At 63.9% G+C, this 17964-nt stretch carries 17 protein-coding genes, 1 tRNA gene and 1 pseudogene; 13 read left to right on the top strand and 6 right to left on the bottom strand.

The genetic code is table 11. The features are described from left to right. Positions 1–685, bottom strand: a pseudogene (locus tag ACILRC_RS12010) (PCRF domain-containing protein); the annotation flags it as partial. A 51-nt stretch (positions 686–736) separates the two neighbouring features. Next, positions 737–1654, bottom strand: coding sequence for an alpha/beta fold hydrolase (locus ACILRC_RS12005; protein ID WP_395669605.1), 918 nt, complete (start codon positions 1652–1654; stop codon positions 737–739). Positions 1655–1895: 241 nt separating this feature from the next. On the opposite strand from ACILRC_RS12005, the gene ACILRC_RS12000 reads away from it, so the two are divergent. The 4 genes from ACILRC_RS12000 to plsY are packed head-to-tail and all read left to right on the top strand — an operon-like array spanning position 1896 to position 5893. Further along, positions 1896–3620: an acyl-CoA synthetase gene (locus tag ACILRC_RS12000; protein ID WP_395669608.1), complete on the top strand. Its 1725-nt coding sequence runs from the start codon at positions 1896–1898 to the stop codon at positions 3618–3620. Positions 3621–3630: 10 nt separating this feature from the next. Then, positions 3631–4698 (top strand): aldo/keto reductase, encoded by a 1068-nt coding sequence (locus ACILRC_RS11995; RefSeq protein ID WP_395669604.1) that lies wholly within the window; start codon positions 3631–3633, stop codon positions 4696–4698. Between the two features lie 20 nt (positions 4699–4718). Then, positions 4719–5204: an aminoacyl-tRNA deacylase gene (locus tag ACILRC_RS11990; protein WP_395669603.1), complete on the top strand. Its 486-nt coding sequence runs from the start codon at positions 4719–4721 to the stop codon at positions 5202–5204. Between the two features lie 47 nt (positions 5205–5251). Continuing rightward, positions 5252–5893 carry a glycerol-3-phosphate 1-O-acyltransferase PlsY gene (plsY, locus tag ACILRC_RS11985; RefSeq protein WP_395669607.1) on the top strand — a complete coding sequence of 214 codons (642 nt, stop codon included), beginning with the start codon at positions 5252–5254 and terminating at the stop codon, positions 5891–5893. Positions 5894–6000: 107 nt separating this feature from the next. Here the strand turns inward: plsY and ACILRC_RS11980 are convergent, their stop codons facing one another. Continuing rightward, positions 6001–6486 (bottom strand): YajQ family cyclic di-GMP-binding protein, encoded by a 486-nt coding sequence (locus ACILRC_RS11980; protein ID WP_395669602.1) that lies wholly within the window; start codon positions 6484–6486, stop codon positions 6001–6003. A gap of 35 nt (positions 6487–6521) precedes the next feature. Between ACILRC_RS11980 and murB the strand changes: the two genes are divergently transcribed. Beyond that, entirely contained in the window at positions 6522–7598 is a 1077-nt protein-coding gene (gene murB, locus ACILRC_RS11975) for a UDP-N-acetylmuramate dehydrogenase (protein ID WP_395669601.1), read from the top strand. An 89-nt stretch (positions 7599–7687) separates the two neighbouring features. After that, positions 7688–8653, top strand: a complete 966-nt coding sequence (locus tag ACILRC_RS11970; RefSeq protein ID WP_395669600.1) for a complex I NDUFA9 subunit family protein — start codon at positions 7688–7690, stop codon at positions 8651–8653. 74 nt (positions 8654–8727) lie between these two features. Here ACILRC_RS11970 and argG read toward each other — a convergent pair whose 3' ends face one another. The 3 genes from argG to ACILRC_RS11955 form a co-directional block, all read right to left on the bottom strand. Then, on the bottom strand, positions 8728–10059 hold the full coding sequence (gene argG, locus ACILRC_RS11965; RefSeq protein ID WP_395669599.1) for an argininosuccinate synthase: 1332 nt from the start codon (positions 10057–10059) through the stop codon (positions 8728–8730). 58 nt (positions 10060–10117) lie between these two features. Beyond that, complete coding sequence (locus tag ACILRC_RS11960) at positions 10118–10435, bottom strand: pyrimidine/purine nucleoside phosphorylase (protein WP_395669598.1); 318 nt, start codon at positions 10433–10435, stop codon at positions 10118–10120. 144 nt (positions 10436–10579) lie between these two features. Beyond that, the gene (locus tag ACILRC_RS11955; RefSeq protein ID WP_395669597.1) at positions 10580–10942 is read right to left on the bottom strand and encodes an arsenate reductase; all 363 of its coding nucleotides are present in this window, start codon (positions 10940–10942) and stop codon (positions 10580–10582) included. A 65-nt stretch (positions 10943–11007) separates the two neighbouring features. Here ACILRC_RS11955 and folC point away from each other — a divergent pair, with 65 nt between their 5' ends. From folC to ACILRC_RS11920, 7 genes are all read left to right on the top strand, one after another. Then, positions 11008–12315 (top strand): bifunctional tetrahydrofolate synthase/dihydrofolate synthase, encoded by a 1308-nt coding sequence (folC, locus tag ACILRC_RS11950; protein WP_395669596.1) that lies wholly within the window; start codon positions 11008–11010, stop codon positions 12313–12315. 27 nt (positions 12316–12342) lie between these two features. After that, positions 12343–13155, top strand: a complete 813-nt coding sequence (locus tag ACILRC_RS11945; RefSeq protein WP_395669595.1) for an SPOR domain-containing protein — start codon at positions 12343–12345, stop codon at positions 13153–13155. 7 nt (positions 13156–13162) lie between these two features. Beyond that, a complete protein-coding gene (locus tag ACILRC_RS11940) occupies positions 13163–13654 on the top strand; it encodes a CvpA family protein (protein WP_395669594.1) in 492 nt (163 codons plus the stop codon). A 13-nt stretch (positions 13655–13667) separates the two neighbouring features. Next, the gene (purF, locus tag ACILRC_RS11935) at positions 13668–15167 is read left to right on the top strand and encodes an amidophosphoribosyltransferase (RefSeq protein WP_395669593.1); all 1500 of its coding nucleotides are present in this window, start codon (positions 13668–13670) and stop codon (positions 15165–15167) included. A gap of 14 nt (positions 15168–15181) precedes the next feature. Beyond that, the gene (locus ACILRC_RS11930) at positions 15182–16393 is read left to right on the top strand and encodes an O-succinylhomoserine sulfhydrylase (RefSeq protein ID WP_395669592.1); all 1212 of its coding nucleotides are present in this window, start codon (positions 15182–15184) and stop codon (positions 16391–16393) included. Between the two features lies 1 nt (position 16394). Beyond that, positions 16395–17798 (top strand): glutamate--tRNA ligase, encoded by a 1404-nt coding sequence (gltX, locus tag ACILRC_RS11925; RefSeq protein WP_395669591.1) that lies wholly within the window; start codon positions 16395–16397, stop codon positions 17796–17798. A 71-nt stretch (positions 17799–17869) separates the two neighbouring features. Beyond that, positions 17870–17945, top strand: a tRNA-Ala gene (locus ACILRC_RS11920). Positions 17946–17964 lie beyond the last annotated feature (19 nt).

Below are 17964 nucleotides of genomic sequence, written 5' to 3'. Positions count from 1 at the left end.
GATTTCGGGATACACAAACAACGAGGCAAAAGACGTGTGGCGGCCGCCCGACGAGTCAAACGGGCTCTTGCGCACCAAACGGTGCACACCGGTTTCGGTGCGCAGCAGGCCAAAGGCGTACTCGCCGTCGACTTTGATGGTGGCGCTCTTGATGCCTGCGGTATCGCCGTCGGAGATGTCTTCTACGGTGGCGCTAAAGCCCTTGCGTTCGGCGTAGCGCAGGTACTGTCGCAGCAGCATGCTGGCCCAGTCGCAGGCCTCGGTGCCGCCTGCACCGGCTTGGATGTCCAGAAACGCGGGCAGCGGATCGGCGGGGTTGTTGAACATGCGCCGGAACTCCAGCCCCTGGATGGTCTCGGCGAGCTTGGCCGTCTCGGTCTCGATGGTGAGCAGCCCGGCTTGGTCGCCGTCTTCCTTGCTCATCTCGAACAACTCGGCGTTGTCCGCCAGCTCGCGCTCCAGGTTGTCCAGGGTGAGTACGGTGGCGTCTAAGAATTTTTTTTCTTTGCCCAGTTCTTGGGCGCGCTTGGGGTCATTCCAGACGCTGGGGTCTTCCAGTGAGGCGTTGACGGTGCGCAGTCGCTCGGCTTTGGCTGGGTAGTCAAAGATACCCCCGGAGCGCCAGCGCGCGGCCGCTGAGGTCGGCGAGTTGGGTTCCGATGAGGTTGATGCGTTCTGCTTCCATGGTGGCCGTCCTGGTGTGTGTTTTGGTTGGTCGGCTATTTTAGTTCCCGCCTCACGCCAGAAAACCCTCCATCAGCGCGGCCAGCGCCTCGGGCTGGTCGTGGTGCAGCATGTGGCCGGCGTTGTCTATGCGCGCGACCCTCGCGTTGGGAACCGACTGCAAGCGCTCGTGGTACTGGGCGAGCGAGTACGCGCCTTTCCACCACTGGTCGGGCCCGCTGTCGGAGGCCTCCACGGCCAGCACCGGTGCGGTGATGCGCTGGTAAATCGCCAGCACCTCCTCAACCCGGTACAGCAGCGGGGTGCTAAGTTTGTGGGCCGCATGGCCTTGGATCTCCCACGTGCCGCTGGAGCTTTCCCGCGCCCATTGGCGGGCCAACCAGGCGGCTTTATCGGAGGCGAGACGCGGATTAGTTTTCATGAGGCGGCGGGCCACGCTGTCGGCGCTGTCGTAGCTTTGGAGACTGACTGCGTTGGCGTGGAACTTTTTGAGCTCGTCCATCCACTTGGCGTAGCGCCCGGGTGCCATCGGAGGCACGGTGGCGGGCATGCCAAATCCTTCGAGGTTAATCAAGCGGCGGATGCGCTCGGGCCGCACCCCGGCATAGAGCATGGCCACGTTGCCACCCATGCTGTGGCCCACCAAGTTGACCTGCTGGTTGGGGGCGTAGTGGTCCAGCAAAAAGTCCAGGTCGGCCAGGTAGTCGGCGAACCAAAAGCTGTCCACCTGCGGCGTGCCTTCGGGACCGGCTTGGCTTTGTCCGTAGCCGCGCCAGTCAGGCGCGATGAGGTAGTGGTCTTGCGCCAGTGCATCCACCACAAACTGGTAGCTGGCCGCAACATCCATCCAACCATGTACCAGCACCCACGGCGCTTGACCTTCTTGGGGCTGGCCCCACACCAGGGCGTGGTAGCGCAGGTTGCGGATGGGCAGGTAGTCGCTGCGGGGGTGGCGTTTGGCTTGGTACATTCGCCCAATCATAAGGAGGCGCACCGTGTCCAAGAGTCCACAGAGCGACAAGCGCACCGCACGCAAGCCCAGCGTGCGCGCAATACGCGAACCGGGTTTGCGCACCGCACGCGCAGCCAACCCGCGCACCGTGCGCAGGCCAGACCAGCGCGCAGGGCGCACGGTACCTGCGGTTGGCGCGCCGGAAGGCTACCGCCGACTGCATGCCAACTTTGGCTGGGAGGTGCCCGCGCAGTTCAACATGGCGCAGGTGTGCAGTGCCCGCTGGGCCGCTGCGTCGGCCAGCGCGCGGCGCGTGGCGGTGCGCACGCTGTGGCCTGACGGTAGCCTGCACAGCCACAGCTATGCCGACTTGCAGGACGCAGCCAATCGGCTCTCGCAGGTGCTGACGGGGCTGGGCGTGGCGCGTGGCGACCGGGTGGCTATCGTGATGCCGCAACGCTTTGAGACGGCGGTGGCCTACATGGCGGTGCTGCAAATGGGCGCGGTGGCCGTGCCCTTGTCCATGCTCTTTGGGCCCGATGCGCTGGCCTTCCGCTTGGCCGACAGCGGGGCAGCGGTGGCCATTGCCGACGCCAGTGCATTGGAGACCTTGAACCTGGCGCGCGATGACGTGCGTACTTTGCGCAGCGTCATTGGTGTGGCGGCGCTCGGCGCCCACAGCGGTGTCGCTGGTGGGGTTGACGGGGATGGCGCAGCATCATCTGCTGGCACTGCGCAATTGGATTTCGCATCCGCTTTGCAGTCCGCACCCGCACACTTTGCCGTGCTACCCACGGCGGCCGACGATCCGGCCGTGCTGATTTACACCAGCGGCACCACCGGCAACCCCAAAGGCGCGCTGATTCCGCACCGCGCTCTCATTGGCAACCTCTCGGGCTTTGTGTGCAGCCAAAACTGGTTTGGCTTTGACAGAAAGGGCGCGCGGTCATCCAAGGCGGTGTTTTGGTCCCCGGCGGACTGGGCCTGGACCGGCGGCTTGATGGACGCCTTGCTGCCCACGCTGTACTTCGGTTGCACCATCGTCGCGTTCGGCGGGCGCTTTGCACCGCGCACCGCGCTGGAGTTGATGCAGCGCTGCAAAGTGACGCACACCTTTTTGTTTCCCACCGCCATCAAGGCCCTGATGAAGGCCTACCCCGGCAGTGCCCAGCGTACCGTGGCGCAGCAGTTTGGGCTGCGGCTGCAGGCCCTGATGAGCGCGGGCGAAGCCATGGGCGACGCAGTGTTTGGCTACTGCCAAGAGCAGCTCGGCGTGACACCCAATGAGATGTTCGGCCAGACCGAGATCAACTACATCGTGGGCAACTGCGCCCTGCACTGGAAGCCCAAACCCGGCAGCATGGGCATGGGCTACCCCGGCCACCGGGTGGCAGTGATTGATGGGCAGGGCGCAGAGTGCGCGACGGGCGAAGTGGGTGAGGTCGCGCTGCACCGCTTGGACATCCACGGCCAGCCCGACCCCATCTTCTTCTTGGGGTACTGGAAAAACCCCCAAGCCACCCAAGACAAGTTCAGCGGCGACTGGTGCCGCACCGGCGACCTGGCCATGCGCGACGCCGAGGGTTATCTCTGGTACCAGGGGCGCAGCGACGATGTGTTCAAGTCGGCGGGCTACCGCATCGGGCCCGGCGAGATCGAGAACTGCCTGGTCAAGCATCCGGCGGTGGCCAATGCCGCGGTGGTGCCCAAGCCCGATGCCGAGCGTGGCGCGCTGGTCAAGGCCTATGTGGTGCTGGCGCCGGACTCGCTGCCTTCTGGTGGGGGCGATCCTGCAGCGCGGGACTTGCAGCAGCAGCGCCTGGTTGCCGAGTTGCAAGACCATGTGAAGGGGCTGTTGGCTCCTTACGAATACCCCAAAGAGATTGAGTTCGTGGACGCCCTGCCCATGACTACCACCGGCAAGGTCCAGCGGCGCGTGCTGCGCCTGCAGGAAGAGGTCCGGGCGGCGCGGTCTGCCACCTAAAATGAAGAGCATGAAAAACATCCAACTCGGCACCAGCGATCTGCACGTCAGCCCCATTTGCCTGGGCACCATGACTTTTGGGGAGCAGGTGGATGCACCCGGCAGTTACCAGATCCTCAACCGCGCGCTGGAGCGTGGCATCAACTTCATCGACACCGCCGAGCTGTACGCGGTGCCACCCAAGCCCGAGACCTTCCAGACCACCGAGAAAATCATTGGCGACTGGCTGCACGCCACGCCGGGCGCACGCGACAAAGTGGTGATCGCGACCAAGGTGTGCGGCCCCTCGCGCGGCATGCCCTGGATTCGCAACGGCAGCCCGCTGCTGACGGGCGCCGACATCATCGCCGCCTGCGAGGCCAGCCTGCAACGGCTGCGCACCGATGTGATCGACCTCTACCAAATCCACTGGCCTGCACGCACGGTGCCCATGTTTGGCGGCATGTATTTCGACCCCAGCAAGGACAACCCAGAGACCCACTCCATCGAGTCGCAGTTGCGGGCGATGCAAACCTTGGTAGACGCTGGCAAGGTGCGCGCCATTGGCCTGTCCAACGAGACGCCGTTTGGCGTGCACGAGTTCGTGCGCGTGGCCGAGCAGCTGGGCCTGCCGCGCATAGCCACGGTGCAAAACTGCTATGGCCTGCTCAACCGCACGGTGGAGAACGGTCTGGATGAAACCATGCACCGCTTGCAGGTGTCTTTGCTGGCGTACTCGCCGCTGGCCTTTGGTTTGCTCACCGGCAAGTATGACCACACCGGTCTAACCGGACCGGGCGCACCGGCGGCCGCACGATTGGCGCGTTTTGAGTCCATGCGCAAGCAGCGCTGGGGCCGGCCAGAGGCGTATGCGGCGGCGCTGCGTTACAACGCGCTCGCTGCCCAGTTTGGAATGAGCCCGACCCAGTTGGCACTGGCGTTTTGCTACACCAAATGGCAGGTGGCCAGCACCATCATCGGTGTGACCACCCTGGAGCAGCTCGATGAGGACATCGACGCTTGGGGTACCACTTTGCCCACCGATTTGCTTCAGCAAATCGACGCTATTCGCTGGGAGATTCGCGACCCCGCGGTGTAAGTGCGCGGCGCGTGAGCGGCATGGCAAAGCACATCAGCGAAACACCCGCCACCCAGCTGTTGCGCGCGCAGCGGGTTGACTTCAGTGAGCACCCCTACGAGTACCTGGAGCACGGTGGCGCGCAGCACAGCGCCCTGGTGCTGGGCTGGGACCCGTTCCATGTGGTCAAGACCTTGGTGATGCAAGACCAGGACGCCAAGCCGCTGGTGGTGCTCATGCACGGCAACCGCAAGGTGTCCACCAAAAACCTCGCGCGCCAGATTGGCGCCAAATCGGTGGAGCCGTGCGCCCCTGACGTGGCCCAGCGCCACAGCGGCTACCTGGTCGGCGGTACCTCGCCGTTTGCCACCCGCCGCGCCATGCCGGTGTACATCGAAGAGACCATCCTGGCGCTGCCCAAAATCTTGATCAACGGCGGGCGCCGAGGTTTTTTGATCGGCATTGCGCCCCAGGTCTGCTGCACGCTGCTGGACGCCAAGCCAGTACAGTGCGCCTTGGCCGAGTAAGGCCCCAGCCCCGAACCAATTCACTGGAGACCGAATTCGTGCCTTCCTTGCTTTCTTTAGCTCCTGTTGCGGCCGCGCTGCTGGCCTATTTGATTGGGTCTTTGTCTTTTGCAGTGCTGGTCAGCCGGGCCATGGGGCTGCGCGATCCGCGCACCTTTGGCAGCAAGAACCCGGGAGCAACCAATGTGCTGCGCTCGGGCTCCAAGGCCGCTGCAGTGGTCACGCTGCTGCTAGACGCCGCCAAGGGCTGGTTGCCGGTGGCGCTGGTGCAGTGGTTTGGCGCGCCCTATGGCTTGGGCGATGGCACCGTGGCGCTGGTTGGGTTGGCCGCGTTTCTGGGCCATTTGTACCCCGTGTTTTTTGGCTTTGCCGGTGGCAAGGGCGTGGCCACTGCGCTGGGGGTGCTGGTGGGCGTGCATTGGGCTCTGGGGCTCGCGGCGGCGGCCACTTGGGTGCTCATTGCGTTTTTCTTTCGCTACTCGTCGCTGGCCTCGCTCGCGGCAGCCGTGTTCGCGCCCATGTACTACCTGTTTGGCAATGGCGTGGCTTGGGCGGTGGACGCGCAGGTGGCCGTGGCCATCACTGCCATGGCCGGTTTGCTGATGTGGCGGCACGCTGAAAACATCAGCCGCTTGGTCAAAGGCACCGAGTCCCGGTTGGGACAGAAATCCAAGCCGCCCAAGTCCTGAGGTCAAGCGCTGGTGTGTACGCCTTGGGCGTGTGGGCTGGCGCACATGCCGACGCCTGAGTCCTGGCCGCGCGGGCGGGCAAGCCCCGGTGATCCGCTGGGACGGTGTCAGTCCCGAAAGTTGTTGAAGCTCAACGGTACTTCGGGCAACTCTTTTTTGATCAAGGCCATGGCCGCTTGCAGATCGTCGCGTTTGGCGCCGGTCACACGCACTGCGTCGCCCTGGATGGCGGCCTGTACTTTCATCTTGCTGTCTTTGATCAGGCGTTGGATTTTTTTGCCGGTTTCGGCCTCGATGCCGCTGCGCACCTTGATGACCTGGCGCACTTTGTCGCCACCCGCCTTTTGCGCCGTTCCGACGTCCAAAAATCGCACGTCGACGCCGCGCTTGGTCAGCTTGTTGCGCAGCACATCCTGGATTTGTTGCAACTGAAAATCGGCGTCGCCGGTCAGCGTGATTTCCTTGTCCTTGATTTCAATGGCCGCTGAGGTGCCTTTGAAGTCAAACCGGGTTTGGATTTCTTTGGTGGTGTTGTCGACGCCGTTGCGTACTTCGACCAGATCGGGGTCGCAGACCGTATCGAATGAGGGCATGGTGGGGCTGAATTTCGCGGTGAGACAATCGGCGCATGTTAGTCGAGAAAAACCTTGCCTTACAAGGCTGCAACACCTTCCACATTGTTGCCAAAGCCCGGCAATGTGTTCGAGTGACCAGCCAGGCCGATGTGCTCGCCGTCCTGGCCGACCCGGAGTTGGCGGCGCAAGACAAATTTGTATTGGGTGGCGGCAGCAACCTGGTGCTCACCGGCGATGTGAAGCCCTTGGTGCTGAAGGTCGAGATCCAAGGCCGCGCGCTGCTGCGCGAGACGCCCAAACACTTCATCGTGGAAGCCGGAGCGGGGGAAAACTGGCACGACTTTGTGGCCTGGACCCTGGATGAAGGCATGCCCGGGCTGGAGAACATGGCCTTGATTCCTGGCACTGTGGGCGCCGCGCCGGTGCAAAACGTCGGCGCCTATGGTGTTGAATTGCAAGATCGGTTCGATTCGCTGGACGCCATCGATTTGCAGTCTGGCCAGACCTTCACGCTCGATGCGGGCCAGTGTGCGTTTGGCTACCGCGATTCGGTGTTCAAACACAGCAGCGTGCCGACGTCCGGCGCGCCGGCCCACCAGCCGCTGGGCCTCAAAGACCGCGCCCTTATTCTCAAGGTGCGCTTTGCCATCCCCAAGATTTGGAAGCCGGTACTGGGCTATGCCGACATCGAGAAGAAAATGGTCGAACACCAGTGCTCCCAGCCCACGGCCCGCCAGATGTTTGACTGGGTCTGCGCCATCCGGCGCGCCAAGCTGCCCGACCCGGCAGTGCTGGGCAACGCGGGCAGCTTTTTCAAGAACCCCACCGTCACGCCTGAGCAATGTGCCGACATCATCGCCCGCGAGCCCCGGCTGGTGCACTACAGGCTGGCCGATGGCTCGGTCAAGCTGGCTGCCGCATGGTTGATTGACGCCTGCGGCTGGCGCGGAAAAACCGTGGGGCGCGCCGGGGTCTACGAAAAGCAGGCTTTGGTGCTGGTCAACCGCGGCATGGCCGACGGAGGCGAAGGCGCCAGCGGTGGTGAGGTGATGACGCTGGCCCGCGCCATCCAGACCAGCGTGTACGAGCGCTTTGGCATCCTGCTCGAACCCGAGCCGGTGGTGCTGTAGCCCAATGTCCAGATGCACCTGTTGCCTTCGTTAGAGGCCTATTGCCCTTGGTGCGGGCTGCACGTGTGGCAACGCGGTAAATTCACCCCATGAAAAATGTTCTGGTTTTGGGCGGTACCGGCTTTGTTGGTGCCCACGTGTGTGAAAAGCTGGTGCGCGCGGGCGCTTCGGTCACGGTGCCCACGCGGCGTCGCAACAACGCCCGCAAGCTCTTGCACCTGCCCACGCTCACCGCCTTGGAGCTCGACGTCCACGACCCGGCAGCGCTGCGCCAAGTGATGGCGGGCCACGACGCGGTAGTCAATTGCGTGGCCATCCTGCACGGTAGCGCGGCGCAGTTTGAGCGCACCCACGGGGCCCTGGCTAACAGCGTGGCGCAGGCTGCTGTGGCCAACCGGGTCGAACAGCTGGTGCACATCAGCGCTCTGGGCGTCTCGCCTGATGCGCCCCAGACCGCACCCTCCAAGTACCTGCGCAGCAAGTCACTGGGCGAGTTGGCGATAGCGCAGGCACAAGGACAGGTACTTGGCACAACGCACGGGCAGGGCGTGCAGGTCAGCGTTTTGCGACCGAGCGTGATCTTTGGCGCTGAAGACAAGTTCCTCAACCTCTTTGCCAGCTTGCAAAGGCTCGCGCCCTTCGTCCCCTTGGCCGGTGCCGATGCCCGCTTTGCCCCGGTGTGGGTGGAAGATGTGGCGCAGGCGGTGGTGCAGTGTTTGCAGCGCAGCGGACGCGGCTTGGGCCCCTTGGTGTTGGAGTTGTGCGGGCCCGAGGTCTTCACCCTGCAGCAGCTGGTGCAATTGGCCGGTGGCTGGAGCGGTGTGGGTGGTGGGCGAGGCCGCGCGGTGTTGCCGCTGCCGCACTGGGCGGGCTATTTGCAGGCGCTGCTGATGGAGTGCGCGCCCGGTGCGCCGCTGATGAGCCGCGACAACCTGGACTCGATGAAAGTGGACAACGTTCCCACGGGCGCAGTGCCAGGACTAGAGATCTTGGGCATCACGCCGGCTTCGATGCGCGCCATTGCCCCGGCGTACTTGGGGCGACGCACCGCTTAGTGGCGTTCCCCTTCACTCAGACTAGCGCCCCTTCCCACGCGCAACCGCCGGCTGCACAGCGCCCGAAGGTCGGCTCAGGAACCTAGCTTCAGGAAGTCATCGCCCTTGCCCAACTGCAGCAGACCGGCGTCGCTGTAAATGCCCAGCTTGGCGCGGGTGTCGGTGATGTCGAGGTTGCGCATGGTGAGCTGGCCGATGCGGTCCAGCGGGCTGAAGGGCGCGTCTTCGACCTTCTCCATGGAGAGGCGCTCAGGCGCGTAAGTGAGGTTGGGGCTCTCGGTGTTGAGGATGCTGTAGTCGTTACCGCGGCGCAGTTCCAGCGTGACTTCGCCGGTGATGGCGCGGGCCACCCAGCGTTGGGCGGTCTCACGCAACATGATGGCCTGGCTGTCGAACCAGCGGCCTTGGTACAGCAGGCGGCCCAGTTTGCGACCGTTGTCCCGGTACTGCTCGATGGTGTCTTCGTTGTGGATGCCGGTGATCAGGCGCTCGTAGGCGATGAACAGCAGCGCGAGTCCGGGCGCTTCGTAAATGCCGCGGCTCTTGGCTTCGATGATGCGGTTCTCAATCTGGTCGCTCATGCCCAGGCCGTGGCGTCCGCCAATACGGTTGGCTTCCAGTATCAGCGCCACCGGGTCTTCAAAGCGCACACCGTTGAGTGCCACTGGCTGACCTTCCTCAAAGCGCACGGTCACTTCTTCGCGTTGGACCTCGACGTCGTCCTTCCAGAATGCCACGCCCATGATAGGGTTCACGATCTTGATGCCACTCGATAGCAGCTCCAGGTCTTTGGCTTCGTGCGTGGCACCCAGCATGTTGCTGTCGGTGCTGTAGGCCTTTTCTGCACTCATCTTGTAGCCAAAGCCCGTCTGGGTCATGAAGGCCGACATCTCGGCGCGGCCGCCGAGTTCGTCGATGAACAGCTGGTCCAGCCAGGGCTTGTAGATCTTCAGACTGGGGTTGGTCAGCAGGCCGTAGCGGTAAAAGCGCTCAATGTCGTTGCCCTTGAAAGTGCTGCCGTCGCCCCAGATATTGACCTCGTCCTCCTTCATGGCGGCCACCAGCATGGTGCCGGTGACGGCGCGGCCCAGCGGCGTGGTGTTGAAGTAGGTTGCGCCTGCAGTGGTGATATGGAAGGCGCCCGCTTGCAGCGCCGCGATGCCCTCGTGCGCCAGTTGGCGGCGGCAGTCGATCAGGCGGGCCAGCTTGGCGCCGTACTGCATGGCTTTGCGTGGAATCTCGTCGTAGTCCGGCTCGTCGGGCTGGCCCAGGTTGGCGGTGTATGCGTAGGGGATGGCGCCTTTGAGCTTCATCCAATGCAGCGCGGCGCTGGTGTCGAGCCCGCCAGAAAAAGCGATGCCGACTTTTTGGCCGACGGGGAGGTTTTGCAGGATGGTGTTCGACATGGTGTGGGCGTAGGTGGCTCAGTGGGGATAGCAAACTCGGGACGAACGCAGCCGCAAGTTATGCGTAATGACAGATGTAGTGGTAAGCCTGGGCCACGCGGATTTCGAACTTGCTGTTGGCTGGTACGCTGAACTGGTGACCCGCGTCGGAGCGCAGCCACTGGTCGCTGCCAGCGAGCTTGTACTCGCAACCGCCGGCCACGCACTCCATGATCTCGGCTGCGGCGGTGCTGAAGGTAAGCGTGGCGGGTAGCACCACGCCGACCGATTTCTTGCTGCCGTCGGCCAGCGTCAGCGAGTGGCTCACGCATTTGCCGTCAAAGTAGACATTGGCCTGGGTGGTGACGCTGACGTGGTCGATCTGGGAGGTGGTCATGGGGCAAGCTGGGTTGGGGAAAGCCGACAATTTTAGGTGAAGGCGCACGCCACCTAACAGGCCCGTTCCGCGCTGTGTCGCGCGCTGCGCTCAAGCGACATAAATCGGCGGGCGCACCAGACCATGTTCAGCGGTGCACCTCGCTCAACCGAGCCGCGTCTCCCAATCTTGCGGCGCAAAACCCACCGTCACCTGTGCGTCGGCCCACTCCACCACCGGTCGCTTGATGACGCTGGCGTGCTTCAGCATCAGCGCGCGGGCACTGGCGCGGTCGGTCACCCCCGCTTGCGCTGCAGCGTCAAGCTTGCGCCAAGTGCTGCCTTTGCGGTTGAGCAGCGCTTCCCAGCCCAACTTGGTCAGCCAGTGGTCTAGGCGCGCTTCAGGTACGCCTTGTTTCTTGAAATCGTGGAAGGTGGTGTGCTGCTCGTGCCCCACCAGCCAGGCGCGCGCCCTCTTGACGGTGTCGCAGTTGGGGATGCCATAGAGGGTGGTGGCGGGTGTGCTCATCCGGCGATTTTACGAACCGGACTGTCCCCGTTCGCTGCCCCAGCCCTGCGACAATCCGCAGCGCCATGCAAACCCCCACCACCCTATCCGATTGGCTCGCGCATTGCGAGCGCCTGCACCCCAAAAACATTGACATGGGCTTGGAGCGCGTGCGCACCGTGGCCCAGCGCATGCAGCTGCGGTTTGGTTGTCCGGTCATCACCGTGGCGGGCACCAACGGCAAGGGTTCGACCTGCGCCATGTTGGAGTCGATCTTGCTGCAGGCCGGTTACCGCACCGGCGTGTACACCTCGCCTCATTTGGTGCAATTTGAAGAGCGCTTGCGCTTGGGTGGTGTGCCGGTGGACAGCGTCGCGCTGGTAGAAGGTTTTGCCGCGGTGGAGCGCGCTCGGGTGGATGGCGATGCCGTGTCGCTGACCTACTTTGAGTTCAGCACCCTGGCCATCTTTGAGGTGATGCGCCGCACCCCGCTGGATGTGCTGGTGTTGGAAGTCGGCTTGGGGGGGCGCCTGGATGCGGTCAATATCATCGACACCGACTGCGCCATCATCACCAGCATCGACCTGGACCACATGGAGTTTTTGGGCCCGGACCGCGAATCCATCGGGCGCGAAAAGGCCGGCATCATGCGCACCGGCCGGCCGGTGGTGGTGAGCGACCCGGTGCCACCCCAAAGTGTGCTGGACCACGCGTTGGAGGTGGGTGCCGATCTCTGGCGCGTGGGGCGCGATTTCAATGTCTCGGGCGACAAACAGCAGTGGGGCTGGGCCGGGCGTGGTCGGCGCTACAGCGGCTTGGCCTACCCAGCACTGCGTGGTGCCAACCAACTGGTCAATGCAGCTGGTGTGCTAGCTGCCTTGAGCGCGCTGCGTGAGCGCTTGCCGGTAACCGCGCAAGCAGTGCGCTCCGGGTTGGCCGCCGTAGAACTGGCGGGCCGATTTCAGATCGTGCCAGGCCAGCCCACCCTCGTGCTCGATGTAGCCCACAACCCGCACTCCGCCGCCGCACTGGCCGCTAACCTGGACGCCATGGGTTTTTACCCCACCACCCATGCCGTGTTTGGCGCGATGGCAGACAAGGACCTCGCGCCCATGCTCGCCGTGCTTTCGCCGCTGGTGGACCGCTGGTATTGCACCGATTTGCCCACGCCCCGAGCCGCCAGCGGCGCCCAGCTCCAGCAGGCATGGGAGGCGCAAAACACCCGCAAAGACGCCAGCGCGCGGGCGTTTTCCAACCCCTCGCTGGCTCTGCAGGCGGCGGTCGATGCGGCAGACCCCGCTGATAGAATCATCGTCTTCGGATCGTTCTACACCGTCGGTGGCGTGTTGCAGCAAGGTGTGCCCCAGTTGCGATCGCGCCACCTCCCCCTGTAACCGCGTTTTTCCCACCCCAGGGCAGCTATGGCATTCTTTAAATTCCGCAAGTCGAATGAAGAGCCCACGGCCCCGGCGCAAGCGCCCGAGAGCGCGCAAACCCTGCGCCAGCGTGCGCGCCACCGGCTGGCCGGTGCGGCGGTGCTGGTGCTGCTCGGTGTAGTAGGTTTCCCCCTCTTGTTTGATAACCAGCCGCGCCCGATTGCGTTGGACATTTCCATCGAAATTCCCGACAAGGCCCAGACCGCGCCGCTCGCGGCCGTGGCTGCGTCGGCTGCTATTGCGCCACTGCCCGGTGCCTCGCGCGCGGCCTCTGGCGTGATTGCGGCTGCACCCGCGCCGTCACCTTCACCGGCAATTGCATCCGCGCCAGCGCCCCAAGTACCCGTGGCACAGGTCAAAGCAGACGCCAAGTCTGAAGTCAAAGCGGCTGTCACAGCCGGCACCCCAGCTGCGCCAACCAAGCCGATCCAAGACAGCAACGCTGGGGCGCCCCCCGCTGCCAGCAAAAGTGCCGAAGCCGCTGTGACTAAAGATGCCAAGCCCACCGTGGCCCAAGACGCCAAACCGGCAGCCGCCAAGGACGCCAAGCCCGCGCCCTCCGATGAGGCGGGGCGGTACATCGTGCAGTTTGGTGCGTTTTTGGATGCCTCCAAAGCCCGCGAGGCGCGCCAGAAAGTAGAGCGTGCCGGCTTGAAGACTTACGCACAGGTGGTGCAGGTGCCCGAGGGCAAGAAGATCCGGGTGCGGGTGGGTCCGTTTGCCACCAGGGCCGAGGCAGAGAAGGCCGCCGAGAAAATCAAGAAGCTGAATCTCCCTGCGGCGATTCTCACGCTCTAGCAGGCCGATGCAGTTGGCAGCGCTCGACTGGATAGTGTTGGCTGTGCTGGTGGGATCGGTGGCGCTGGGGGCCTGGCGCGGCTTGGTGCATGAAGTTCTCTCGGTCGCCGCCTGGGTGCTGGCGGTGGTGCTGGCGCAGTGGTTTGCATCCGACGTTGGCGCGCGCTTGCCCATCGCAGGCGCGGGCGAGTCGATGCGTTACGCAGCGGGATTTGCGCTGGTGTTTGTGGCCGTGGTCTTTGCTGGCGGGCTGCTTGCGTTTTTGATCTCCAAACTCATGGCCTCGGTGGGCCTGCGGCCCATTGACCGGGTGTTGGGCGCAGGATTTGGTGCGATGCGCGCGGTGGTGCTGGTGTTGGCGGCCACGGTGGTGGTGGGGCTCACACCGATGCGCGAGACGCAGGCGTGGCGCGAGTCGGTCGGCGCGCGCACTGCCGAGGCGGTGTTGGCGCAGGTCAAGCCCGCATTGCCAGACGATTTCAGGAAACATTTACCTTGAGAAGGTGCCCCCTATGTGCGGAATAGTCGGCGTCGTGAGCAACGCGCCAGTCAACCAGCTGATTTACGACGCATTGTTGCTGCTGCAACACCGGGGGCAGGATGCGGCGGGCATCGTCACCCAGCAAGAGCGTAAGTTCTTCATGCACAAGGCCAAGGGCATGGTGCGCGATGTGTTTCGCACCCGCAATATGCGCTCGCTGCCCGGTAACTGCGGCCTGGGCCAGGTGCGCTACCCCACGGCGGGCAATGCGTTCAGCGAAGAGGAAGCGCAGCCCTTTTACGTGAATGCCCCCTTTGGCATCGTGCTGGTGCACAACGGCAACCTGACCAACGCGCACGCCCTCAAAAGCGAGCTCTTCAGCACCGACCACCGGCATATCAACACCGAGAGCGACTCGGAGGTGCTGCTCAACGTGCTGGCCCATGAGATCGAAAAAACCACCCGCGGCTTGCCATTGCAGCCGCGCGATGTGTTTGCGGCGGTGCGCAATGTGCACCTGCGCGTGAAAGGCTCGTACGCGGTGATCGCGCTGATTGCCGGGCACGGCGTGCTGGCGTTTCGCGATCCGTTCGGCATTCGCCCTCTGTGTCTGGGAAAGAGCCAGGACACCGTGGTGCTGGCCAGCGAGTCGGTGGCGCTGGAGGGCACCTCCCACCAGTTTGTGCGCAACGTGGACCCGGGTGAGGCCATCTTTATCGACCTGCAAGGGCAGGTACATGCGCAGCAGTGTGCGCAGTCGCCCACGCTCAAGCCCTGCATTTTTGAATTCGTGTACCTGGCCCGGCCGGACTCGGTGATGGACGGCATTTCGGTGTACCAGGCCCGGCTCAATTTGGGTGAATCGCTGGCCAAGCGGGTGATCTCCACCGTGCCGCCCAACGAGATCGACGTGGTCATCCCGATTCCCGAATCCAGCCGGCCCAGCGCCGCCCAGCTGGCGCAGTTGCTGGGCTTGCCGTACCGCGAGGGTTTTGTCAAAAACCGCTATGTCGGGCGCACCTTCATCATGCCGGGGCAAGCGGTACGCAAAAAGTCGGTGCGGCAAAAGCTCAATGTGATAGCTAGCGAGTTCAAAGGCCGCAATGTGCTCTTGGTGGACGACTCGATTGTGCGTGGCACCACCTCCAAAGAAATCGTGCAAATGGCGCGCGACGCCGGTGCCCGCAAGGTCTACATGGCCAGCGCCGCGCCGCCAGTGCGCTTTCCCAATGTGTACGGCATTGACATGCCCACCAGCAGCGAGCTGGTGGCGCACAACCGCACGGTGGAGCAGATCCGCGAAATCATCGGCTGCGACGCCCTGATTTACCAGGACGTTGAAGGCATGAAAAAGGCCATCGGCTCGCTCAACGGCCGCTTGGATGGCTTCGATGCATCGTGCTTTGATGGCGTGTATGTCACCGGCGACATCAATGCCAACGACATCGCCCGCCTCAACGCCGGCCGCTTGGGCACGGACGAAGCCGACCAGGACAACTCCCGCCTAGCTCTGCCCAACTTTCAAGACTGAAACACCGCGCCACCATGACCCAGCCCCGATCCCCACGCCCGCTGCACCGCGACACTCTGGCGGTGCGCGCCGCACTGGAGCGCAGCCAGTATGGCGAAAACTCCGAAGCCCTGTACCTCACCAGTGGCTATGTGCAGCCCAGTGCCGCCACCGCGGCTGCGCGTTTCGCCGGTGACGAAGACGGCTTTACCTACGGCCGCTATGGCAACCCCACCGTGGCCAGTTTGGAGGCGCGCTTGGCCGCGATGGAGGGCACCGAAGCCTGCATGTCCACCGCTTCGGGCATGTCGGCCATTCTGATGATGTGCATGGGGCTGCTCAAGGCGGGTGACCATGTGGTGTGCTCGCAATCGATGTTTGGCTCCACCATCAAGCTCATTGGCTCGGATTTGGCCAAGTTCGGCGTGGAGTCCAGCTTTGTGTCGCAAACCGATGCCACCGCCTGGGCAGCGGCGGTGCGACCCACCACCCGCTTGTTGTTTTGTGAGACGCCGACCAACCCCTTGACCGAGGTGTGCGACATCCAGGCGCTGGCCGACATCGCCCATGGCGCAGGTGCCTTGCTGGCGGTGGACAACTGCTTTGCCACGCCCGCGCTGCAGCGCCCAGCCAGCTTGGGCGCGGACATCATCATGCATTCGGGCACCAAGTACCTCGATGGCCAAGGCCGCGTCATGGCCGGAGCGTTGTGCGCCAGCCAGGTCTTGGTGACCGAGAAGTTTTTGCCCGTGCTCAAGAGTGCGGGTATGACCCTGGCGCCCTTCAACGCATGGGTGGTGCTCAAGGGCCTGGAGACGCTGGACATCCGCATGCGCGCGCAGTCGGCGAATGCCTTGGCCTTGGGCCAGTGGTTGGAGCAATGCAGCGCGGTGCAGCGCGTGTACTACCCCGGCCTGCCCAGCCATCCGCAGCATGCCTTGGCCATGCGCCAGCAGTCGGGCTGCGGCGGCGCGGTGCTGTCCTTCGAGGTCCGCGCCGATGCGCCCAAGCAAGCGCGTGCGCGCGCTTTCCATGTGCTCGATAGTTTGCAAGTGCTCTCGCTGTGCACCAACCTGGGCGACACCAAAACCTTGGCTGCACACCCGGCCAGCACCTCGCACGGACGCCTGACCGAGGCCCAGCGGCAGGTTGCGGGCGTGACCCAAGGCATGGTGCGCGTGGCAGTGGGGCTGGAGCACATCGACGACATCATTGCCGACCTCGCTGGCGGCCTGGACACCCTTTGACATGACCCACACCCGCACCCGATTTGCACCATCGCCCACCGGCTTCATCCACCTTGGCAACATCCGCTCGGCGCTGTACCCCTGGGCGTTTGCCCGCTCCACCGGGGGCGACTTCATTCTGCGCATCGAAGACACCGACGTGGGGCGCTCCACCCAGGCCGCGGTGGACGTCATCCTGGAAGGCATGGCCTGGCTAGGGCTGGACCACGACGAAGGGCCGTTCTACCAAATGCAGCGCATGGACCGCTACAAAGAAGTCCTGCTCCAGCTGCAAGCTAAAGGCTTCGTCTACCCCTGCTACATGGGTGTGGAGGAGCTCGATGCACTGCGCGAACGCCAAATGGCCGCCAAAGAAAAGCCCCGCTACGACGGCACCTGGCGCCCCGCGCCCGGCAAGGTGTTGCCGCCCATCCCTTCCGGCGTGGCACCGGTGCTGCGCTTCATGACCCCGCAAGACGGCGTGGTGGCTTGGGATGACAAGGTCAAAGGTCGGGTTGAATTCCAAAACAACGAGCTCGACGATCTGGTGATCGCGCGCCCCGCCCAAGCGGGCGAGGCGGTGGGCACGCCCACCTACAACTTCTGTGTCGTGGTGGACGACATCGACATGGCGATCACCCACGTCATCCGCGGAGACGACCACGTCAACAACACTCCGCGCCAGATTCACATCTTTAGGGCGCTGGGTGCCGAGCCACCGGTCTATGCGCACCTGCCGACCGTGCTCAATGAGCAGGGCGAAAAGCTGAGCAAGCGCAACGGCGCCAAGCCCGTCACCCAGTACGCCAAAGAAGGCTTTTTGCCCGACGCCATGGTCAACTACTTGGCGCGCCTGGGCTGGAGCCACGGTGACGACGAAATTTTTAGCCGCGCGCAATTTTTGGAGTGGTTCAGCCTGGACCACCTGGGCAAAAGCGCAGCGCAGTTCGACGACGCCAAGCTGCGCTGGGTCAACGCCCAGCATCTCAAGGCCATGCCGGGCAGCGCCTTGGCACCGCTGGTGGCAGCCCACCTGGCCGAACGTGCGTTGCCCACCGACGCACGCTTGGAGCGGCTGTGCGATTTGCTCAAAGACCGCTGCGACACCACGGTGGCCTTGGCAGATTGGGTCAGCCGCTTCTACACCGACGCCAGCCCTGACGCCGCCAGCCTGGCCCAGCACGTCACCGACGCGGTACGCCCCGCACTGCGCGCCTTGGCACAGGCCCTGCAGGACTGTGCCTGGGACAAAGCGTCGATTGCTGCCGCCATCAAGCAAGTGCTGTTGGACACCGGCCTGAAGATGCCGCAGCTGGCGATGCCGGTGCGCCTCTTGGTGCTGGGCACGGTGCAGACGCCATCGCTGGACGCGGTGCTGGAGTTGCTGCCCCGAGAAAAAGTGCTGTCGCTTCTTTCGGGAGCGTAAAAAATGACGCTATACTCGCGGGCTTCAAACAGAGTTCGAACGGTCGAAAAGTTTGGAGTGTGGCAACTTGAGGGGGTATAGCTCAGCTGGGAGAGCGCTTGCATGGCATGCAAGAGGTCAGCAGTTCGATCCTGCTTACCTCCACCAAAGTTGCTAATGATTTTCG

The organism is Rhodoferax sp., assembly GCF_044236835.1.
In the GTDB taxonomy this organism is placed as follows: domain Bacteria; phylum Pseudomonadota; class Gammaproteobacteria; order Burkholderiales; family Burkholderiaceae_C; genus Allorhodoferax.
The sequence above is the reverse complement of the archived record's forward strand: the minus strand, read 5'-3'. Positions and strand labels throughout refer to the sequence as shown.